The sequence below is a fragment of the Bacteroides difficilis genome (assembly GCF_048319815.1).
Lineage (GTDB): Bacteria > Bacteroidota > Bacteroidia > Bacteroidales > Bacteroidaceae > Bacteroides > Bacteroides zhangwenhongii.
In genome coordinates this window covers 2,286,476-2,304,170 of record NZ_CP182814.1, presented here as the reverse complement: position 1 = coordinate 2,304,170, position 17,695 = coordinate 2,286,476, and the positions used below count along the sequence as shown (strand labels likewise).

The window sequence follows — 17,695 nt, the reverse complement described above, 5'->3', positions numbered from 1 at the left end:
ACTAAATCATGAAAGTAATGAAAAGATTCAACCATATATTAACATCGGGAGTTCTGGCATTCTTATTAGGAATGATAGTTTTCTCCTGTACGGATGGTAACGATTGGGAAACGAATACTGCATCAGCCCGTTTATTTCGGGTAAACCCAAAAAGCATTTCCATCACCGCATCTGCCCTGACGGCCTCTGTTACATGGGACACAACTCCTGAAGCAGAATATTACATCATCGAAATCAGTAAAAGCCCTTTGACTGACGACATCGTAATAGGTAGTCAGGGAAATCTGATTTTCGGACAAGACCAATCCATTCGAAAAGCGCCCTATATTCTTTCGGGACTGGAAAGTGACACTGAATATTACCTGCGCATCAAAGCTGTAGGAAACGGAAAAGAATCCTATTGGTCTTACCCGTCTGATGAAAACTTTGAAACTACGGACGAACAGATTCTGAATGAAATAACTGCCGAAGATATCAACGGGGGAACTATTCGGACTACATGGGATGCAGCCGGTTTGCCTGTTACTCACTTAACTTATCAGAAAGAAGGTGAGACAGATGTTGTACGCCGTGATCTGACAGCCGAAGAGATTGCCACAAGCAGTGCTACCATTACCGGTTTGGAACTTGGCTCATCATATATAATCTATATCTATAATGCAGAAACAGTACGCGGCATGACATCTTCTGCGGTGACAACCGAACAAATCATGAATGAAGTAACGGATGAAGATTGTACTAGTGAATCTATCCGAGTAACCTGGAATGCAAACGGCAAAAACGTCAACCGACTGATTTGCTATCTGAAAGAAGGTACTACTGAAACCGAAGTAATAAACCGCCCGCTCACTATGGATGAGCTGAATGCAAGTACAGCCACGATTGACGGGCTACAACAATTCAGCCAATATGTGATCCGTATTTACAATGAAGATATTTTGCGAGGAGAAATTGAAGCTACCACTAAATTAGGACAGCCGGTAGAATCAACAATAGAAGAAGGCAGTTTGACAGCCAACTCGGTCACAATTCTTTGGAATGCGGAAGAAATCGGTACTATTACCGGCTATATTCTATATGAAGGTGAAGTAACGGATATTCCGCAAGAACCGACAGAAGAACAAAAGGCATTAGAAAACAATGGAAAACTGTCACTCGCCGACTTGGATTCAAATACGACTTATACGTTGGTAATTTATAATGGTAAGAATATACGGAGTACTTGTACGTTTACTACATTAAAAGGTATCCCCACTGGATATACCATTGTAAAAGTTACAAATTTGGCAGAATGGAGAACAGCGTTAACCGGTAATTCCGGAAATGTTGCAATTATCATTCCTAGTGGTTCAAATATAGATATAACAGGAACCACGAATGGACTGGAAATTCCATCTACTATTTCTTCACTCCTAGTTTGGGGAGGCGATTACGACAATCAAAATTATGAAGAATATAAAGAGGATGAGAAACCTAAATTAGGAAGCTATGGATTCTATTTTACAGGAGGTAAAACTAATATCCAATTCTATAATCTAAATTTATATTCCAACAATAATTATATAATAAATCAAGCAGGCAATGACAATATTGAAAATCTAACATTTGAATCTTGCAATATCTCAACGGCCGCAGGAGTATTTTGTGTGAGAAAAACTTCTGCAGCAGGAGGAAGTTGCTCAACCATAAACTTCAACGATTGTGTTATATCTAATATTGGAAACTATTCGTTAGTTTATTTACATATTGATGGGGATGCCGGTACCTATACAACCAACAGTTTATCAATTACAAATTCTACGGTAGATACCGTTACCGGAAATATCTTTAGACTAATGCAAACCAATCCATTTAATCTAAACATAAATGGCTGTACGTTATATAATAGTATACAATCTTGGTTGCGTTCAGGAGCTTCTTCCGCTAATATTACCATTAGTAATACACTTATTGGTAATGTTAATACAAGCACTAATCCTAATAATACATTAGGAAATGCTATTAGCAGCAAGAACAAAGATAATGTATATACAACTAATGAGGCAAACATATGTTACTCTGTCGTGTGGGCAACCAAAACAACATATAGCTCTGAACAATTCTTTAATCTTTCATCCGATAAGAAATTCAAAGTAACAGATTCAACTTACGCCCCTTATGGTGACCCACGTTGGAAAGAATAAACTTAAAAAACGAATAACCATGAATAAAAGATATATTTATACAATCAGTACATACATCCTCTCTCTCATGCTCCTGTTCGCAGTACAAGCGTGCAAAGATGATGATAACACAACAGACAATAGCGTATTAACGCTATTGTCCTACACACCTGATAATGGTTCTGAAATAGCGGAAACAGGCACAGTACAGCTGACTTTCAACAAGAATGTACGTCAGACAGCGGGTTCTACCATCTCAATGAACGGCGAAGCGGTCAGAGTGATTATCACTAACAATATAGTGTATTGCCATTTCGACCTGCCTACTGCAACAAAACTCACTTTGGATATTCCGGAAGGGGCTTTGACTGACTTCTATGGACAAAGTTTCGAAGGGATCACTTTAAACTTTCCGTTGGTTCCAACCATGAAACTATTTGATGCGGTAGTCGATAAAAATGGCAAAGGTGACTATACTTCCGTGCAGGCAGCAATCAATGCAGCACCAACTAATCAAACCCAACCCTATCTGATATTCATAACCAATGGTACGTATGAAGAGCTAGTGAATGTAAACAGTAATAAACCCTTCATACATCTCATCGGACAGGACTGGGAAAAGACAGTCATTACCTACAAAATGAACCGCACTACTGATGAAAATAATGCCGGATGGCCTTACTCAAGCCGTAATCCTGCTAACGCATCCATTATCACTCAAGACGGAGCAACCGTACTTCAAGCAACCGACTTTTATGCCGAAAACATCTCTTTTGAGAATAAATGGGGAACCGACGAACGGGGCAACAGAGGACCGCAAGCAGATGCAATGATTACCAGAGCAGACCGAATCGCTTTTAATCATTGCCGTCTCCGTTCCTATCAGGATACTTGGTGGACAAGAAACTACACATCCGGCTCATCAAGCAATATCAATATGCGGAACTACGCAACAGATTGCTGGATAGAAGGCTGCGTAGACTACGTATACGGTGGAGGAAATATTGTGATAGAGAATTCCACCTTTTATAATGTAGACCAGCAAAGCAAAATAACTGCCGGATCTCATGTAGAAGGAACCGAATGGGGATATGTCATCAAAAACTGTATCGTGGATGGTGAAGAAGCAGCCAATAATTCTACAGTATTTGGTCGTCCTTGGCAAAACAGTCCGCTTACTGTATTCATCGATACAAAATTAAAAATAAACATAACTCCGGCTGGCTGGGAAGACATGAGTACGCTTCCTAAACTATACGCTGAATACAACACTACAGATGCGGATGGTAACCCCGTTGACACTAGCGAAAGAAGAACGCACTATAACGCTGGAGAGTACACCAAAACAACCCTCACAGCAGAAGAAGCCGCCCGCTATACATACGAAAATATCATCCAAAGCAAAGATGGCTGGAATCCCAAACTTTATATGCAGAAAACCGCCACTCCGGAAGTTAGCAAAAACGGAGCTACCCTGAATTGGGATAAAGTAACGAACGCTATTTGTTACGTGATATTCAAAGATGGAGTCTACGATGGACAGACAATAGACACCTTTTATGAAATAGAAGACCAAGACGCCACTTACACGGTTAAATCCGTTAATAGATATGGTGGATTGAGCGAAGATTAATTATATTTGTCAAATAATCATTTACCGAAAAAGCACATAAAACAATGTATATACGCAATCTTTATATAATCGGTCTGTTGTTGACCTCCCTATCTTTCTTCACCATAGCATGCAGTGATGAGGAAAACGGACAGAGTAACGAACAAACAGGAGGTGAGACCGATAATGAATATATCAACAATCTACCCGAATATTCCGCTCCTGACCGTTCACGGATCGCTTCATTTCCCGGTGCCGAAGGTGCGGGAAAATACACAACCGGAGGTGCGGGAGGAACTGTCTACACGGTTACCTCTCTAGCCGATGACGGTTCGGAAGGCACATTGCGCTGGGCTGTAGAACAACCGGGAAAGCGAACGATCGTTTTCGCAGTAGGCGGAGTGATTTCCCTGACCAAAAAACTGCAAATCAAGAACGGAGATATAACCATTGCCGGACAAACAGCCCCCAAACCGGGAATCTGCTTAAAAGGAAACACCCTGAATATCAGTGCAGACAACGTCATCATCCGCTTTATCCGTTCACGTATGGGAGATGAGACTCAGACAGAAGACGACGCGATGAATGGTTATCAGAAAGAATACCCCGGTAAGAAGAATATCATAATCGATCATTGTTCCATGAGCTGGAGTACGGACGAATGTGCATCATTCTATGGCAATTCCAATTTTACCATGCAATGGTGTATCATCAGCGAAAGCCTTACCAATTCGATTCATGGTAAAGGAAAACATGGCTATGGCGGTCTGTGGGGAGGAACTCCCGCCACTTTCCACCACAATCTGATAGCCCATCACAGCAACCGCACTCCACGCCTTTGCGGAAGCCGTTATTCCAATAAGAAAGAGATGGAGAATGTAGACATTATCAATAATGTAATCTACAACTGGACAGGCGAAGGAGCCTACGGCGCGCAAGGCGGTTATTACAATCTCATGAACAATTACTATAAACCGGGACCGGCTTCCGTTTCAGCCGAAATTCATTGCCGTCTCTTCACCGCCTACATCAATAACGAAGTGGACGCAAACGAAGAAAACCAAGCGGCAGGTATTTACGGAAAATTCTATGTCAACGGAAACTATATGGACAACACCGTTACGGGATTGACTACCAATCAGCAAGAAGAAATAGCGGCTGCCAATGCTGACAACACTTCCGAAAGCGCATTCAAAATGAAAGTTGTAAATGCAAAAGGCAATGAGGTGAAAGAAGGTATAGTAATCATCGTTCCAAACAGAGAACAGTACTTATCCTCCTCTCAATTCGTACTATGGCAGGATTACCGCTTCATGCAAGAAGCCCAAACAGCCTATCAATCCGTATTGGCTTATGCCGGTGCTTCCAATATCCCCGACAAAATCGATACACGTATCATCAAAGAAACACGGGAAGGAACAGTTACTTATACCGGTTCAATAGGCGGACTTTCAGGTCTCATTGATACTCAAACGGATGTTGAAGGCTGGGAGGAATATATCGAATCCCGTTCTACCTTGACCGATACAGATGGAGACGGTATCCCCGACAGCTGGGAAACGGAAAACGGGTTGAATCCGAACGACAAAAATGACGGCAGTAAATACAACCTAAGTAAAGAGTATACCAATCTGGAAGTATATCTTAACAGCCTGGTAAATTCATTATATCCTACAACTAGTAACTGAATAAGACTATGAGCAAAAGAATTTTAACAGCACTATATACGTTGCTGATCGTTTCTTTGGCAGCCAATGCCACAGTTCTTACCTCTACCCCCGACCGCTCCAAAGTCCCCGCCTTTCCCGGAGCCGATGGAGCCGGTAAATACACCACAGGCGGTGCCGGTGGCGCAGTCTACACCGTCACCTCCTTAGCCGATGACGGTTCGAAGGGAACACTCCGCTGGGCTATCAATCAAAAAGGTCCGCGTACCATTGTTTTCGCGGTCAGCGGGATCATTGAACTCCAGAAATCATTGAAAGTGAATAACGGAGACCTGACTATTGCAGGTCAGACAGCACCGGGCGATGGTATATGTCTGAAGAACTACACATTCTCCATTCAAGCGGACAACGTGATTGTCCGTTTTATCCGTTCACGTATGGGAGTTGACATCAAGCAAAAAGGCGACGATGCCATGAACGGAACGAAAGCGCATCAGAATATCATCATCGACCACTGCTCCATGAGTTGGAGCACGGACGAATGCGCCACATTCTATGACAACCGCAACTTCACCCTCCAATGGTGTATCATCAGCGAAAGCCTTGCCAACTCCATTCATGAAAAAGGAGCACACGGCTACGGAGGTATATGGGGCGGTCAAGGAGCTTCTTTTCACCACAATCTGCTGGCGCACCACACCAACCGCACACCGCGTCTCTGCGGAAGCCGCTATACCGGCAAGCCAGAAGAAGAAAAGGTAGACCTGTTCAATAACGTGATATACAATTACGGCAGTGACGGAGCATACGCGGGAGAAGGCGGTTCGTACAACTTCATCAACAACTACTACAAGCCGGGTCCTTTCAGCGCCACCAAAGGTTCTTACAAACGCCTGTTCACCGCATACGCCGATGACGGAAAGAACAATAATAAAGCCGGAGTTCACGGAGTGTTCTATTTTGACGGCAACTATATGGATCCTACCTGCTCCAGTCTGACAGACAAACAAAAGGAAGCTCTCTACAAAGTGAACCGGGACAATGCTTACGGACTGGTTATCAAAAAGGAATTCGCACCCGAAGACGAGGTTCTCTCTTCCAAAATATTCGATATAGCCGAACGCGCCTCATTGCAACCTGCCAAGAAAGCGTACAAGGATGTTCTCGAATTTGCCGGAGCTTCTTATCGCCGTGATGCGGTAGACCAACGCATCGTGGAAGAAACAAAGAAAGGGAAGTATACTTACGAAGGTTCTCATGGCAGCACCAACGGAATGATCGACCAACCGAAAGATGTAGGCGGATGGCCAGAATATAAAACAACCGCCGCACCTGCCGACACAGACGGTGACGGTATGCCTGACGAATGGGAGAAAAAGAACGGATTGAATCCGAATGATCCTGCTGACGGGGCGGTTTATGGACTTAGCAAAGAATACACCAATCTGGAAGTCTACATGAACAGCCTGGTCAATCACTTGTTTCCTCAAAAGTAAATTCCGCGATACCACAATCGGATAAAACGCAGGATTAACGCGGATTTTCGCAGATCAGGCTCCAGATAAAGAGTTTATCTTTGCGAAAATCCGCGTTAATTCACGTTAATCCGTATTTAAACAAATCCTATTTTCCCAGTTTCTTATCTCTATATTCAGTCGGTGTCATCCCCACTTGCGCTTTGAAACACTTGCTGAAATATCGCGGATCATTAATACCCACCATATACGAAATCTGCGTCATATTAAACTCCCCTGTCTCTATCAACTGCACGGCACGCTTCATACGCATCTCCTTTATAAACTCAATAGGCGCCAGTCCTGTCAAGGTCTTCAGTTTCTTAAAGAATACCGAACGGCTGACTGCCAGTTCACTGACCAGATCGTCGACAACCAACTCTCCGTTATCCATATTCTTTTCCATCAGTTCGACCAACTTATCCATAAACTTACGGTCGTTGGGAGACATCACCGGAACCTCCGACACCTGTCCGTCCACATCGTTCTTCTGTGCTTCGGAGGTACCCCCGACAACCGTTTCGGACGTTGTGGATACACCGGACAAACTACCGTTCGAGTCCACAACCGGTATATTCAGCAAATTCTCCCGATAGAAACTCTGCAACTTCTTCCGCTGCGACAGCAAGTTCTCCACACGCGCCTGCAAATAAGTCGCACTGAAAGGCTTCGTTATGTAATCATCCGCGCCATATTCCAACCCCTCCAGTTTACTCTCGATCGTAGTCTTGGCCGTCAACAAGATAATAGGTATATGGCTGGTCGTCATATCCGCCCGGAGTTCACGCGTCATCTCAATACCATCCTTCTCCGGCATCATGACATCACTGATAATAATATCCGGTACATACTTCAACGCCTTGCTCCATCCTTCCATACCATCGGCAGCCTCCACCACCCGATAATTCGAAGCGAATATGCTACGCAAAAATACTCGCAACTCTTGATTATCCTCCACTAATAACATCAGTTCCTTAGCGTTTCCCTCTTCCGTTTCCTGTTCTTCTTCCACAGAAGAAGCGGTCCCCACCTCCTCCGCGTCCGCAACCAACCTTTCGGACTGAATGGAGGAATTTGCCAAATCCACCACCTGCCCCATTTCCATCGGAGCGTCGGTATCTTCGAGGATAAACTCAACCTCTTTATCATAATGTTCTTTCCCTTTCAGGAAATCCACTTTGAAACAACTGCCCTCTCCCAAACGGCTGTCAACACTGATAGTAGCCTGATGCATCTCTACGAGTTCCTTCACCAGCGAGAGCCCGATACCCGTGCTCGCCTGATTGAAAAGATTCTTATCCACCAGATTCTCAAAACGGACAAACAGCGATTTCTTCTTGTTCTCGGCTATACCGATACCTTGATCCTGTACACCGATGGAAACGATTTCTTCATCCTCACGGATAAAAATCGTAATCATCTTCCCGTTCGGCGTATATTTAAAAGCATTGGAAAGCAAGTTAAACACAATCTTCTCCAACTTATCCGCATCCACCCAAAGATAAAGATGTTCCTTTTCCGTCTCAAACAAGAAATCAATCCGGTGCTCTTCGGCGACAGCCTCGAAGTTATCCATCACCTTACGGACGAACGGCACGACATCCACACGCTGCACCTGCATCTTCATCTTCTTGTTCTGAATCTTGCGGAAGTCCAATATCTGATTGACGAGACGAAGCATCCGACTGGTGTTCCTTTCTACCACCACCAACTGCTCCCGTGCGTCGGCCGGCAATCTATCATTCTTCAGCACCTGCTCCACCGGTCCGGCTATCAACGTAAGCGGCGTACGCAGTTCGTGGGAAATATTTGTAAAGAAGCGCAACTTAATATCCGAGATCTGCTGCTCTACCGATACCTCATGCTTCAACCGATAGATCGTGAACAGAATATAAACAGCCACGAGGATAATAATCAAAACAAAGAGTACATACATCACATACGCCACAGGAGTCTCCCAAAATGAAGGAAGAATCACTATATCCAACGCACGTTCGTTCTCCACCCACACCCCGTCGCTGTTGGTAGAACGGACACGGAGCACATATTTCCCTTTCGGAAGATTCGTATAAGTCACACTCCGCTGCTTGTCGGCAAACGTCCACTGCTTTTCAAAACCGTCCAGAATATATGAATACTGCACATTCTGCGGATTGGTGTAGTCCAATGCCGCAAAATGAATGGAAAAGATGTTCTCGTCATGCGAAAGCACTAACCGGTCTGTATCATCAATATCCACTTTCAGCAACGAGCCGTCTCCGGGTACGACGTCTTCATTGGCTACCGTCAACTTGGAGAATACGATAGACGGAACATAGCTGCTCTTGTGAATAGAATCCGGATTGAAAATAAAGACACCGCCACTGGCGCCGAAAAGCATACTTCCTTTGGCAGTCAGCGTAGAGGCCGCCTCACTGAAACGCACCGGAAAAGTAATGCTGCGTTCATCAAAACTCTCGAAGCGTTCTTCCGACGGACTGAACTTGCAAAGCCCGTTCTCCGTACTGATCCATAGATTCCGTTTATGGTCTTCGCGGATGGAAAGCAGGATATCCGAAGAAAGCCCATCCTGCACCGAATAGGACTCGAATTTAGCATGACCGTCTTTGTCGATAGATACCAGTTTGTTGAGACCGCCGCCGAATGTTCCCAGATAAAGTTCCTTATTTTGAGTAGGGATAATCCAATGCACGTCATTGTTGCTCAAGCTTTGCGTGTCGTTCGGCACACGGGAGAAATGATGGAACTCCACCTCTTCCGGTTTTTCAAAGTTCTCGTCGAAAGCGATAGCCCCCGTAGTAGTCCCCACCCACAGGCGGCCGTTATTGTCGGAAGTAATAAAGCGAGCCTTATAGCAAGGGTCGATAGGATAACCTTTCAGATTATTACGATGATTGATAAACAAAGTCTTCCGGTCCTTGTCCTCCGTGATATAATTGACACCTCCGCCAAAAGTAGCTACCCAAATACGCCCGTGATGGTCTTCGTACACACAATACACGTTATTATCACTCAAACTGTACATATCATCCTCCTGATGAAGATAGCGGGTCAGCTTGTAGGACATACCGTCCGGAGAGGTGGACTCGGCACGGATCAGTCCGTCACCTTTCGTCGCAATCCAGATGATACCTTTTGAATCCTGAATGACGAAATAGGCGGTTCCCCTCATCGGAGTACCGGTGGTAGAGACAGTACCGTTCTCCGTCAGATAACCTTTGTACGTTCTGCGGACATCATACAGACGGAGCATACCGTCTTTCAACCCCACCCACAGGTTACCCAATTTATCTTCGCACAAAGCACGCACCTCGTTATGCAGCGATTCATGCTCGTGCAATACGGGAATCATCATCGAAAAGGGAACATTGCGATACGTCACCTTTTCCAATCCTTTGGAGTGGGTACAAAGCCATAGGTTGCCTTGTTTATCAGAAAAAGCCGAGTGAATCTTATTGGAGAAACGCCAGTCGTGACTGCCCAATTCATTATAGAAAGGAACCAGACGCCTTTTTTGCCGGTCGAAGAAAGAGAAACCGCCACCGTACGGATGCACCCAGAGGAAACCGTTCACGTCCTCAAAAATGTGGAAAGCCGGACGCGAACGTTCGGGATTACTGTATTCAATCAGAATCTGTTCACGGGTGACTGCTCCTGTTGCCGGATTGAAATGAGCCACGACACCCGGTTCTTCCTGTTCAAACCAAACTTCAGAAGAACGGTCTACGTAGGCCGAAAGAATCGGACGGTCGGGCAACGCTTTGCAAGTCAGAGAAGAATAATGTACGGCAGCTTTCGTCTTCAGATGATAGGTAAAGAAACCATCCGAGTCCGTTGTGACCACCGTCTGATCCGGAGCGACTTCGTGAATGGAGGTGATGCGGCTCTTCGTAGGCAGTTCAAACAACGTAAAGTCGCCACCTTCTTTCCGATAAGACCAGATGCGTCCATGATCGGAAGCGAAACGGATGTGTCCGTCATTCTCCTGCGCCGCATAAAAAGCCTGGTTCATGCCACCGTTCTTTCCTTTTGTCTCCGTAAAGTAGGAAACAGGTTCCCGCGTGCCAGGACGAATCAAGCCCAATCCGTTATCCGTCAACAGCCAATCGTTTCCCGCTTTATCCTGATAGACTTTAAAAACATGGAAAGAAGGGAACAATTCCGACTTGCCAGAGTAAATATCCCATGTCAGGCGGTTATTTTCTTCGGGATGGGTCAGGATACGGATCGCTCCGTCATTGTCGGTCAGCAACCAGACAGTCCCGTTCGGCATTACTTCAATGGTATGTACATTGAACGTACTCCCCTCTTCTCCCGCAGCGGGCACTTGCTCGAAAGTCTCCGTTTTGGGATCGAAGCGATGGACACGGTTGTCGTATGTCAGCAGCCAGAGGAAACCGTAACAATCCTCATACATACGGTCCACCCTGTTATTGGTCAGACTGATGTAATCTCCCTGACGTGCCTTATAGGTCTTGAAAGTGTATCCGTCAAAACGGTTGATACCATCCCAAGTAGCAAACCACAAATTGTCTTTATGGTCCTGAAGGATGTTCATGACCGTGTTCTGCGACAATCCGTCCTCTGTAGAATAGTGGGTAAAGAAGCAATGTTGCTGTGTATGTGCCGTGAATACGACAGCCAACAATAGAATTACGGAAATTAAGGTTTTCTTTATCATATATCACTCGATTCTGTGCCGTAAAGATAGAAAAATACTTGCATTCTGGCGCTATCTTCAACAGCTATTTTGCAGAATCGGGAGATATAATCAACGTTTCACATCCAACAACCGATTTCCGTCCCTCACCGGATTCCAACCATCGTCTCCTGCCAGCACTGTTACCGGCTCATAACCTTTCAGATTTTTCAACTGACGGGAGAATGCCACACGTGCTTGCGGATTGGCCCCTGCGCCCTTACTGTCATATTCGGCATAAAAGACGGTCTTTTCATTTTCCTTCTTACCCCAATTATTCCAGCCGACAGGAAGAATATGTTTACCCAGTTCGCAGCGAATAAATACAGCCTGTGCATAAGGTCGCCAGGGACGTGACAAATAGACCTTTGTAGCTTCCGCATCAGCCGTCAGCCGGCAGTCGTAGAAAACGTAGCCATACTTCTTTCCTTTATCGGTAGAAGGGGCAGTGACGTAACCATCCCCCTTGCTGTGAATGCGGCAACGGTTGAAGACAGCCGTAGACCAGCCGAAAATAAAATCGACCGTTCCTTCGATGTAGCAGTCCTCATAATATTGGCGGCTTTGCTTGCCGTACGTGTAGAGTGTATCCTGAAAGCCGAGAAAACGACAGTTCTTAAAATAGGCACGGTCGGCAGAAACAAAACAGGCAACGGCTTGTCCCACGGGACCCGCAGAGTTCTCGAAGGTGATATTCTCGGCATAAAAATCAGGAGCATAGATGTAACAGCTGGACGAACCGGAAGTTCCCATGTTCTCACCGAATACGTTCTTCTTATTCGCGAAATCGTCATTGGTCAGTATCGTACCATCTTCGCCAATCAGGGAGATATTAATCTTACTTTCGGGGATGATTATCTTTTCTTTGTAAGTGCCTTTGCGGACAAGGATTGTGGTACGTACATTTTTGCGAAAGTCGGGGACAGCATTAACGGCTTCCTGCACAGTGAAGAAATCACCGCTGCCGTCTTGCGCCACCACATAATTATAATGACGGATATATTTCGCCAATTCTGGAATTTCTTTGCCGATGGCTTCCACCGCCAATCCCGCTACGGTTCTTGCCCCATAGATATTCAAATGAGTATTGTCCTCACGTCCTTTCGGAAAGGCCGGAACCCGATTGGGTTCTACAAACATGAACAGCTTTTTCGACTCTACGGGACCAAGTCCCTGCACCAAGTCGTGCGTGATTTTATTCAAGTCGATGAAGGTCACTCCCAACTCTTTGGCAACATTGCGGGGAGAGTCCAGATATGCCCCATGAGTATCGAACAGAACGGTTCCTTCTTTGGGCTGCTCTTTGGATGTACCGGGTATCCGTCGGATGTCTTTCGCAATAGAAGCGTCTTTTGGCTGAACAAAGTTACGGCGGACGATGGAATTGAATAGTACGGGGATACCGCCTTTCGCACGGGTTTCGTTGACAAACCGACGGAGATTATCGTCGAAAGTAGTTCCCGGATCGGTATGACGGGTAGAATCCGCTTTTTCATCATTATGCCCGAACTGAATAAAGACATAATCTCCTTTCTTCACTTTAGAAATCACTTTTTCCCAACGTCCTTCAGAAATAAAGCTTTTGGAACTGCGCCCGTTGGCGGCATGATTGTCTATCCGTACATCTTCGGAAAAGAAACCGGGAAGCATCATTCCCCATCCCCTTTCGGGATTTCCCCCATCCATCTTTTTATTTGCCATCGTCGAATCACCGATCATAAAGATAGTGACAACAGGTTTATCCGCACGGAATGCAGACAAAAGAATAAAAGCCGCCGCCAGCAGCCATATCATTTTATTTCCTTGTATTTTCATACTTATCTTACTTTAATTATACTACTCTCCTACATACAAAAAAAACGTTTTCCTCTATCACCTATTACCTTCGATAGTCAAACTGCTTATTATCAAACAGTAAGGTGGTGACAGATCCTCATAACCAACCTATCACCCATCTGTCACCTATCACCGTGAAGCCAAACGCTTATCACCGTAAAGCTAAGTGTTTGCCGGTACAAAGCAAAGAGTTTCAAGCAGCCGAACAGAAAGTTTCAAGCGCTTGAAACTAAAGTTTCCCACTGATGAAACTAGAGTTTCTCACCGGTGAAACTACAGTTTCACGCCGATGAAACCGAAGTTTCATGCCGTGAAACAAAAAGTTCGCTGTGGCGAAACAAGTGGAAACAAGCCGGCAAAGGACCGTTTACCCCATTTCTCTTACTTGTAAGGATACCAATTGCTATTTTCTTTGAAAATATTCTCCGGTGTATACCTCAAGGCTTCCTTCTTTGTAAGCTGTTTGCTCCATGCCACGCGTCCCGATGTATCCGCACCGTCTCCTGTGTTTCCAAATTCCGCATAACGGGCTGTTCTCTCATTCTCCGGATTCTTCCAATTATGCCAACCTTCGGGACGGATATGTCCGCCAAACTCACAATTAATAAAAGCCGTAGCGGCATACGGACGCCAAGGACGGCCTAAATAGACCTTTTTCACTCCAGGGGCAGCCGTCAGCTTGCAGTTTTTAAAGACATAGCCGAATTCTTCATTTTGAGGAGTCGAAGCGGCAGTGATATACGAATCACGTTTGCTATGCAGCTCGCAATACTCAAAAAGTGCAGTGGAAGGACCGAAGATAAAATCGGTAGTACCTTCTATATAACAGTTGGTAAACAACAAACGGCTACCCTCCGAGCCTGTATAAATGGTATCTTGATTTCCAAGAAAGCGGCAGCCGACAAACATCAGCCGGTCTCCTTCGGTATGGAGGGCAACTGCCTGCCCCAAAGGAGCGGCATTATTCTCAATCGTCAAGTCCTTGAAAGTGATATCACTACCCTCCACTTTCACAGTGTAGGTACGGAATGTCCCCATCTTATTGATATTGGCATGATCATCGTACGTAATAATCGTCTTTTCGGGATCTTCACCTACCAGTTGCACGTTCTTCACCCACGAAGGAATCACTAGCTTTTCTTTATATACCCCTTTCTTTATATAGATAGTCACCGTATAATCCATAAAGGCGCGTACCGCCTCCACAGCGTCCTGAATATTACGATATTTACCCGTTCCATCACGTGACACAACCAACGTGTCTTGCTTTTGCTGTTGCTCATAGGGCAAAAGACGTTCATATTCCAGACTCGCCATTATGAACGGACCTACCGCCTTCGGGTCATTATTGCGAATCGTTTCATTGATATAATAGTCATAATCGCCTGAACGGTATACTTTTCCTCCCAATCCTGCCACCGCGCAAGCCTTCGTGACAGTTACCACTCCATTCTTGTCCACTTCGATAAAATTATTCAGGAAACCTTTATAGCCTTTCAACGCCACATTCAAATATGATTTATCAATATATCCCAGCCGTACCGCCTTGAACAAGGAATAAATAAACATAGCAGAGCAGGAAGATTCCACATAATTCCCCTTATCCCCGCTTCTGTCCATCACCTGATACCATCCTCCGGTCTTCGGGTCTTGAAGTTTCTTCACTTGTACGGCAACATTATTCAAAATATCCAGCAGAGAATCTCTTCCGGCTTCATGCTGCGGAATAAACTCCAGCGCATCAACCAAAGCCATCGCATACCACCCCATCGCACGTCCCCAAGTGTGCTTGGACTGTCCCGTGACGGGATCCGCCCAACGTTCGGTGCGGCTCACGTCCGCCGCATGACGGTAAAGCCCGTTCTTTGGATCGTATGTGTGGCGGGCACAGGTAACAAACTGATTGATTACATCCGCATAAGCCTGCGGAAGATTATTGCGGAACGCATATTCCGCGTAGAAAGGAGCTCCCATATAAATGCCGTCCAGCCACATCTGATGCGGGTAAATCTTCTTGTGCCAGAAGCCGCCATCCGCATTGCGGGGCTGCCCTTCAAACTGGCTGTAAAGCAAGTCGAGCGCTTTCTTATACTTGGGATTCTTCGTCTGCTCATAAATACGGAAAAGGATTTTACCGGAGTTGATACGATCGAGACTGTAATCGGTCAGCTTATAAGCGGTAATCGTCCCGTCTTCATGTACCATTGTGTCTGCGTAAGCGATGGCGTAATCACGAATCTTCTTATCGCCATACGCATCATATACATCGAGCATAGCCCCCAATTCAAGTCCGTGACAATAGTCCCACTTCAACTTCGGCTGGAAATCAAGCTGCCAGGATTCGGGGCAACGGATCATTTCCGATTCAGTCATCCTCACCGACCAGGGCAATTTGCTGTCTACCTGCTGAGCCGACAAGACTAAAGGAACGGTTGTTATGAATAAAAACAATATAAAAAAATCAGAAAAGAGAGTTCGTCTCATGGATTGCTATTTTAAGGATTAAACATTCAGGTCTTTTCACGGTACGAAAGTAGCGCTTTTCCTCCAAAGCCTATGGGATTTTTTAGTCAACTAGGTGTATTTTTTGTTTTTCGTGCACGGAAACGACTAATTTTGTGCACGTAAACGTCAAAAATGTCCATTTTTGATGCAATATCTGATAAATTAAGAGTTTCGTTTTGGAAGAAAGCGGAAAAGGTCGTACTTTTGGCACGGTTTACAACTAATACCCTCTGGGGAAACACAGTAATATATCATTAAAACAGAGAAAAAAGAACAGAATGGAAGAAGTATTCAAGTACATTATCGGTCTTGGAGCGGCAGTAATGATGCCGGTCATTTTCACAGTCTTAGGAGTATGTATCGGTATTAAACTACCGAAAGCGCTGAAAAGCGGTTTATTAGTAGGTGTCGGTTTCGTCGGTTTGTCGGTAGTCACAGCGTTGCTTACCAGCAGTCTGGGTCCTGCACTGAGTAAAATGGTAGAAATCTACGGATTGGAATTGGGTATTTTCGACATGGGTTGGCCTTCTGCGGCAGCAGTAGCCTATAATACCTCTGTCGGTGCTTTTATTATTCCGGTTTGTTTGGGAGTCAACTTGCTGATGTTGCTTACCAAAACGACACGCACTGTCAACATCGACCTTTGGAACTACTGGCATTTCGCTTTTATCGGAGCGATCGTTTATTTTGCTTCCGACAGTATTCTTTGGGGATTCTTCGCCGCTATCATCTGCTACATCATCACGCTTGTAATGGCGGATATGACTGCTCCCGCTTTCCAGAAGTTTTATGACAAGATGGACGGTATCTCTATCCCTCAGCCGTTCTGCCAAAGTTTTGTTCCATTCGCTATTGTTATCAATAAATTACTTGATATGATTCCGGGATTCGATAAGTTGAATATCGATTCGGAAGGTATGAAAAAGAAATTCGGACTGATGGGCGAACCGTTGTTCCTGGGTATCGTAATCGGTTGCGGTATCGGAGCGCTGGGTTGCGCAAGCTGGCAAGAAGTAGTGGACAGCATTCCCGGCATTTTAGGATTGGGTATCAAGATGGGAGCCGTAATGGAATTGATTCCGCGTATCACCAGCCTCTTTATCGAAGGTTTGAAACCAATCTCCGACGCTACCCGCGAGTTGATTGCCAAGAAATATAAGAACAGCACCGGTTTAAGCATTGGTATGAGTCCCGCTTTGGTGATCGGACATCCTACTACACTGGTGGTATCTCTGCTTTTGATTCCTGTCACTATCTTCCTGGCTGTTATCCTTCCGGGCAACCGTTTCTTACCGCTGGCTTCTCTGGCAGGTATGTTCTACTTGTTCCCGATGATTCTGCCTATCACAAAAGGCAATGTGGTGAAATCATTCATCATCGGTCTGGTAGCCTTGATAGTAGGTCTGTACTTCGTTACAGAACTGGCAGGATTCTTCACACTGGCTGCCAAAGACGTATATGCAGCTACGGGTGACCCGACAGTAAATATTCCCGCAGGCTTTGAAGGCGGTGCGCTCGACTTCGCTTCTAGTCTCTTCTGCTGGGGTATCTTCCACCTGACTTACAGTCTGAAGATTGTCGGCCCGGCTATCCTTGTGATACTTGCGCTCGGAATGGCTGTTTACAACCGTATCCGCATGACTAGAAAAGATGCGAAAGAAGCATTAGAGAACAAATAATCAATGACATAATAATAATCC

8 protein-coding genes and 1 pseudogene are annotated in these 17,695 nt (G+C 45.2%); 5 read left to right on the top strand and 4 right to left on the bottom strand.

Annotated features, from left to right (window positions below):
* Positions 1 to 8: 8 nt before the first annotated feature.
* From ACNOGP_RS08490 to ACNOGP_RS08475, 4 genes are read left to right on the top strand one after another with little or no spacing between them, the layout of a single operon-like run.
* A complete protein-coding gene (locus tag ACNOGP_RS08490; protein ID WP_418214548.1) occupies positions 9 to 2,183 on the top strand; it encodes a hypothetical protein in 2,175 nt (724 codons plus the stop codon).
* 19 nt (positions 2,184 to 2,202) lie between these two features.
* Positions 2,203 to 3,795 (top strand): pectinesterase family protein, encoded by a 1,593-nt coding sequence (locus ACNOGP_RS08485; RefSeq protein ID WP_418214547.1) that lies wholly within the window; start codon positions 2,203 to 2,205, stop codon positions 3,793 to 3,795.
* Between the two features lie 44 nt (positions 3,796 to 3,839).
* A complete protein-coding gene (locus ACNOGP_RS08480; protein WP_418214546.1) occupies positions 3,840 to 5,462 on the top strand; it encodes a pectate lyase in 1,623 nt (540 codons plus the stop codon).
* Positions 5,463 to 5,470: 8 nt separating this feature from the next.
* Positions 5,471 to 6,937 (top strand): pectate lyase, encoded by a 1,467-nt coding sequence (locus tag ACNOGP_RS08475; protein ID WP_418214545.1) that lies wholly within the window; start codon positions 5,471 to 5,473, stop codon positions 6,935 to 6,937.
* Positions 6,938 to 7,064: 127 nt separating this feature from the next.
* Here the strand turns inward: ACNOGP_RS08475 and ACNOGP_RS08470 are convergent, their stop codons facing one another.
* The 4 genes and pseudogenes from ACNOGP_RS08470 to ACNOGP_RS08455 all read right to left on the bottom strand — a co-directional run.
* Positions 7,065 to 11,636 carry a two-component regulator propeller domain-containing protein gene (locus tag ACNOGP_RS08470; RefSeq protein ID WP_418214544.1) on the bottom strand — a complete coding sequence of 1,524 codons (4,572 nt, stop codon included), beginning with the start codon at positions 11,634 to 11,636 and terminating at the stop codon, positions 7,065 to 7,067.
* A gap of 90 nt (positions 11,637 to 11,726) precedes the next feature.
* Positions 11,727 to 13,469 carry a pectinesterase family protein gene (locus tag ACNOGP_RS08465; protein ID WP_418214543.1) on the bottom strand — a complete coding sequence of 581 codons (1,743 nt, stop codon included), beginning with the start codon at positions 13,467 to 13,469 and terminating at the stop codon, positions 11,727 to 11,729.
* 402 nt (positions 13,470 to 13,871) lie between these two features.
* On the bottom strand, positions 13,872 to 14,807 hold the full coding sequence (locus ACNOGP_RS08460) for a pectinesterase family protein (protein WP_055278523.1): 936 nt from the start codon (positions 14,805 to 14,807) through the stop codon (positions 13,872 to 13,874).
* Positions 14,781 to 15,974, bottom strand: a pseudogene (locus ACNOGP_RS08455) (glycoside hydrolase family 88 protein); the annotation flags it as partial. The pseudogene ACNOGP_RS08455 and the gene ACNOGP_RS08460, both read right to left, overlap by 27 nt.
* Positions 15,975 to 16,273: 299 nt before the next feature.
* Between ACNOGP_RS08455 and ACNOGP_RS08450 the strand changes: the two are divergent.
* Positions 16,274 to 17,674: a PTS galactitol transporter subunit IIC gene (locus tag ACNOGP_RS08450; RefSeq protein WP_007751151.1), complete on the top strand. Its 1,401-nt coding sequence runs from the start codon at positions 16,274 to 16,276 to the stop codon at positions 17,672 to 17,674.
* Positions 17,675 to 17,695: the final 21 nt, after the last annotated feature.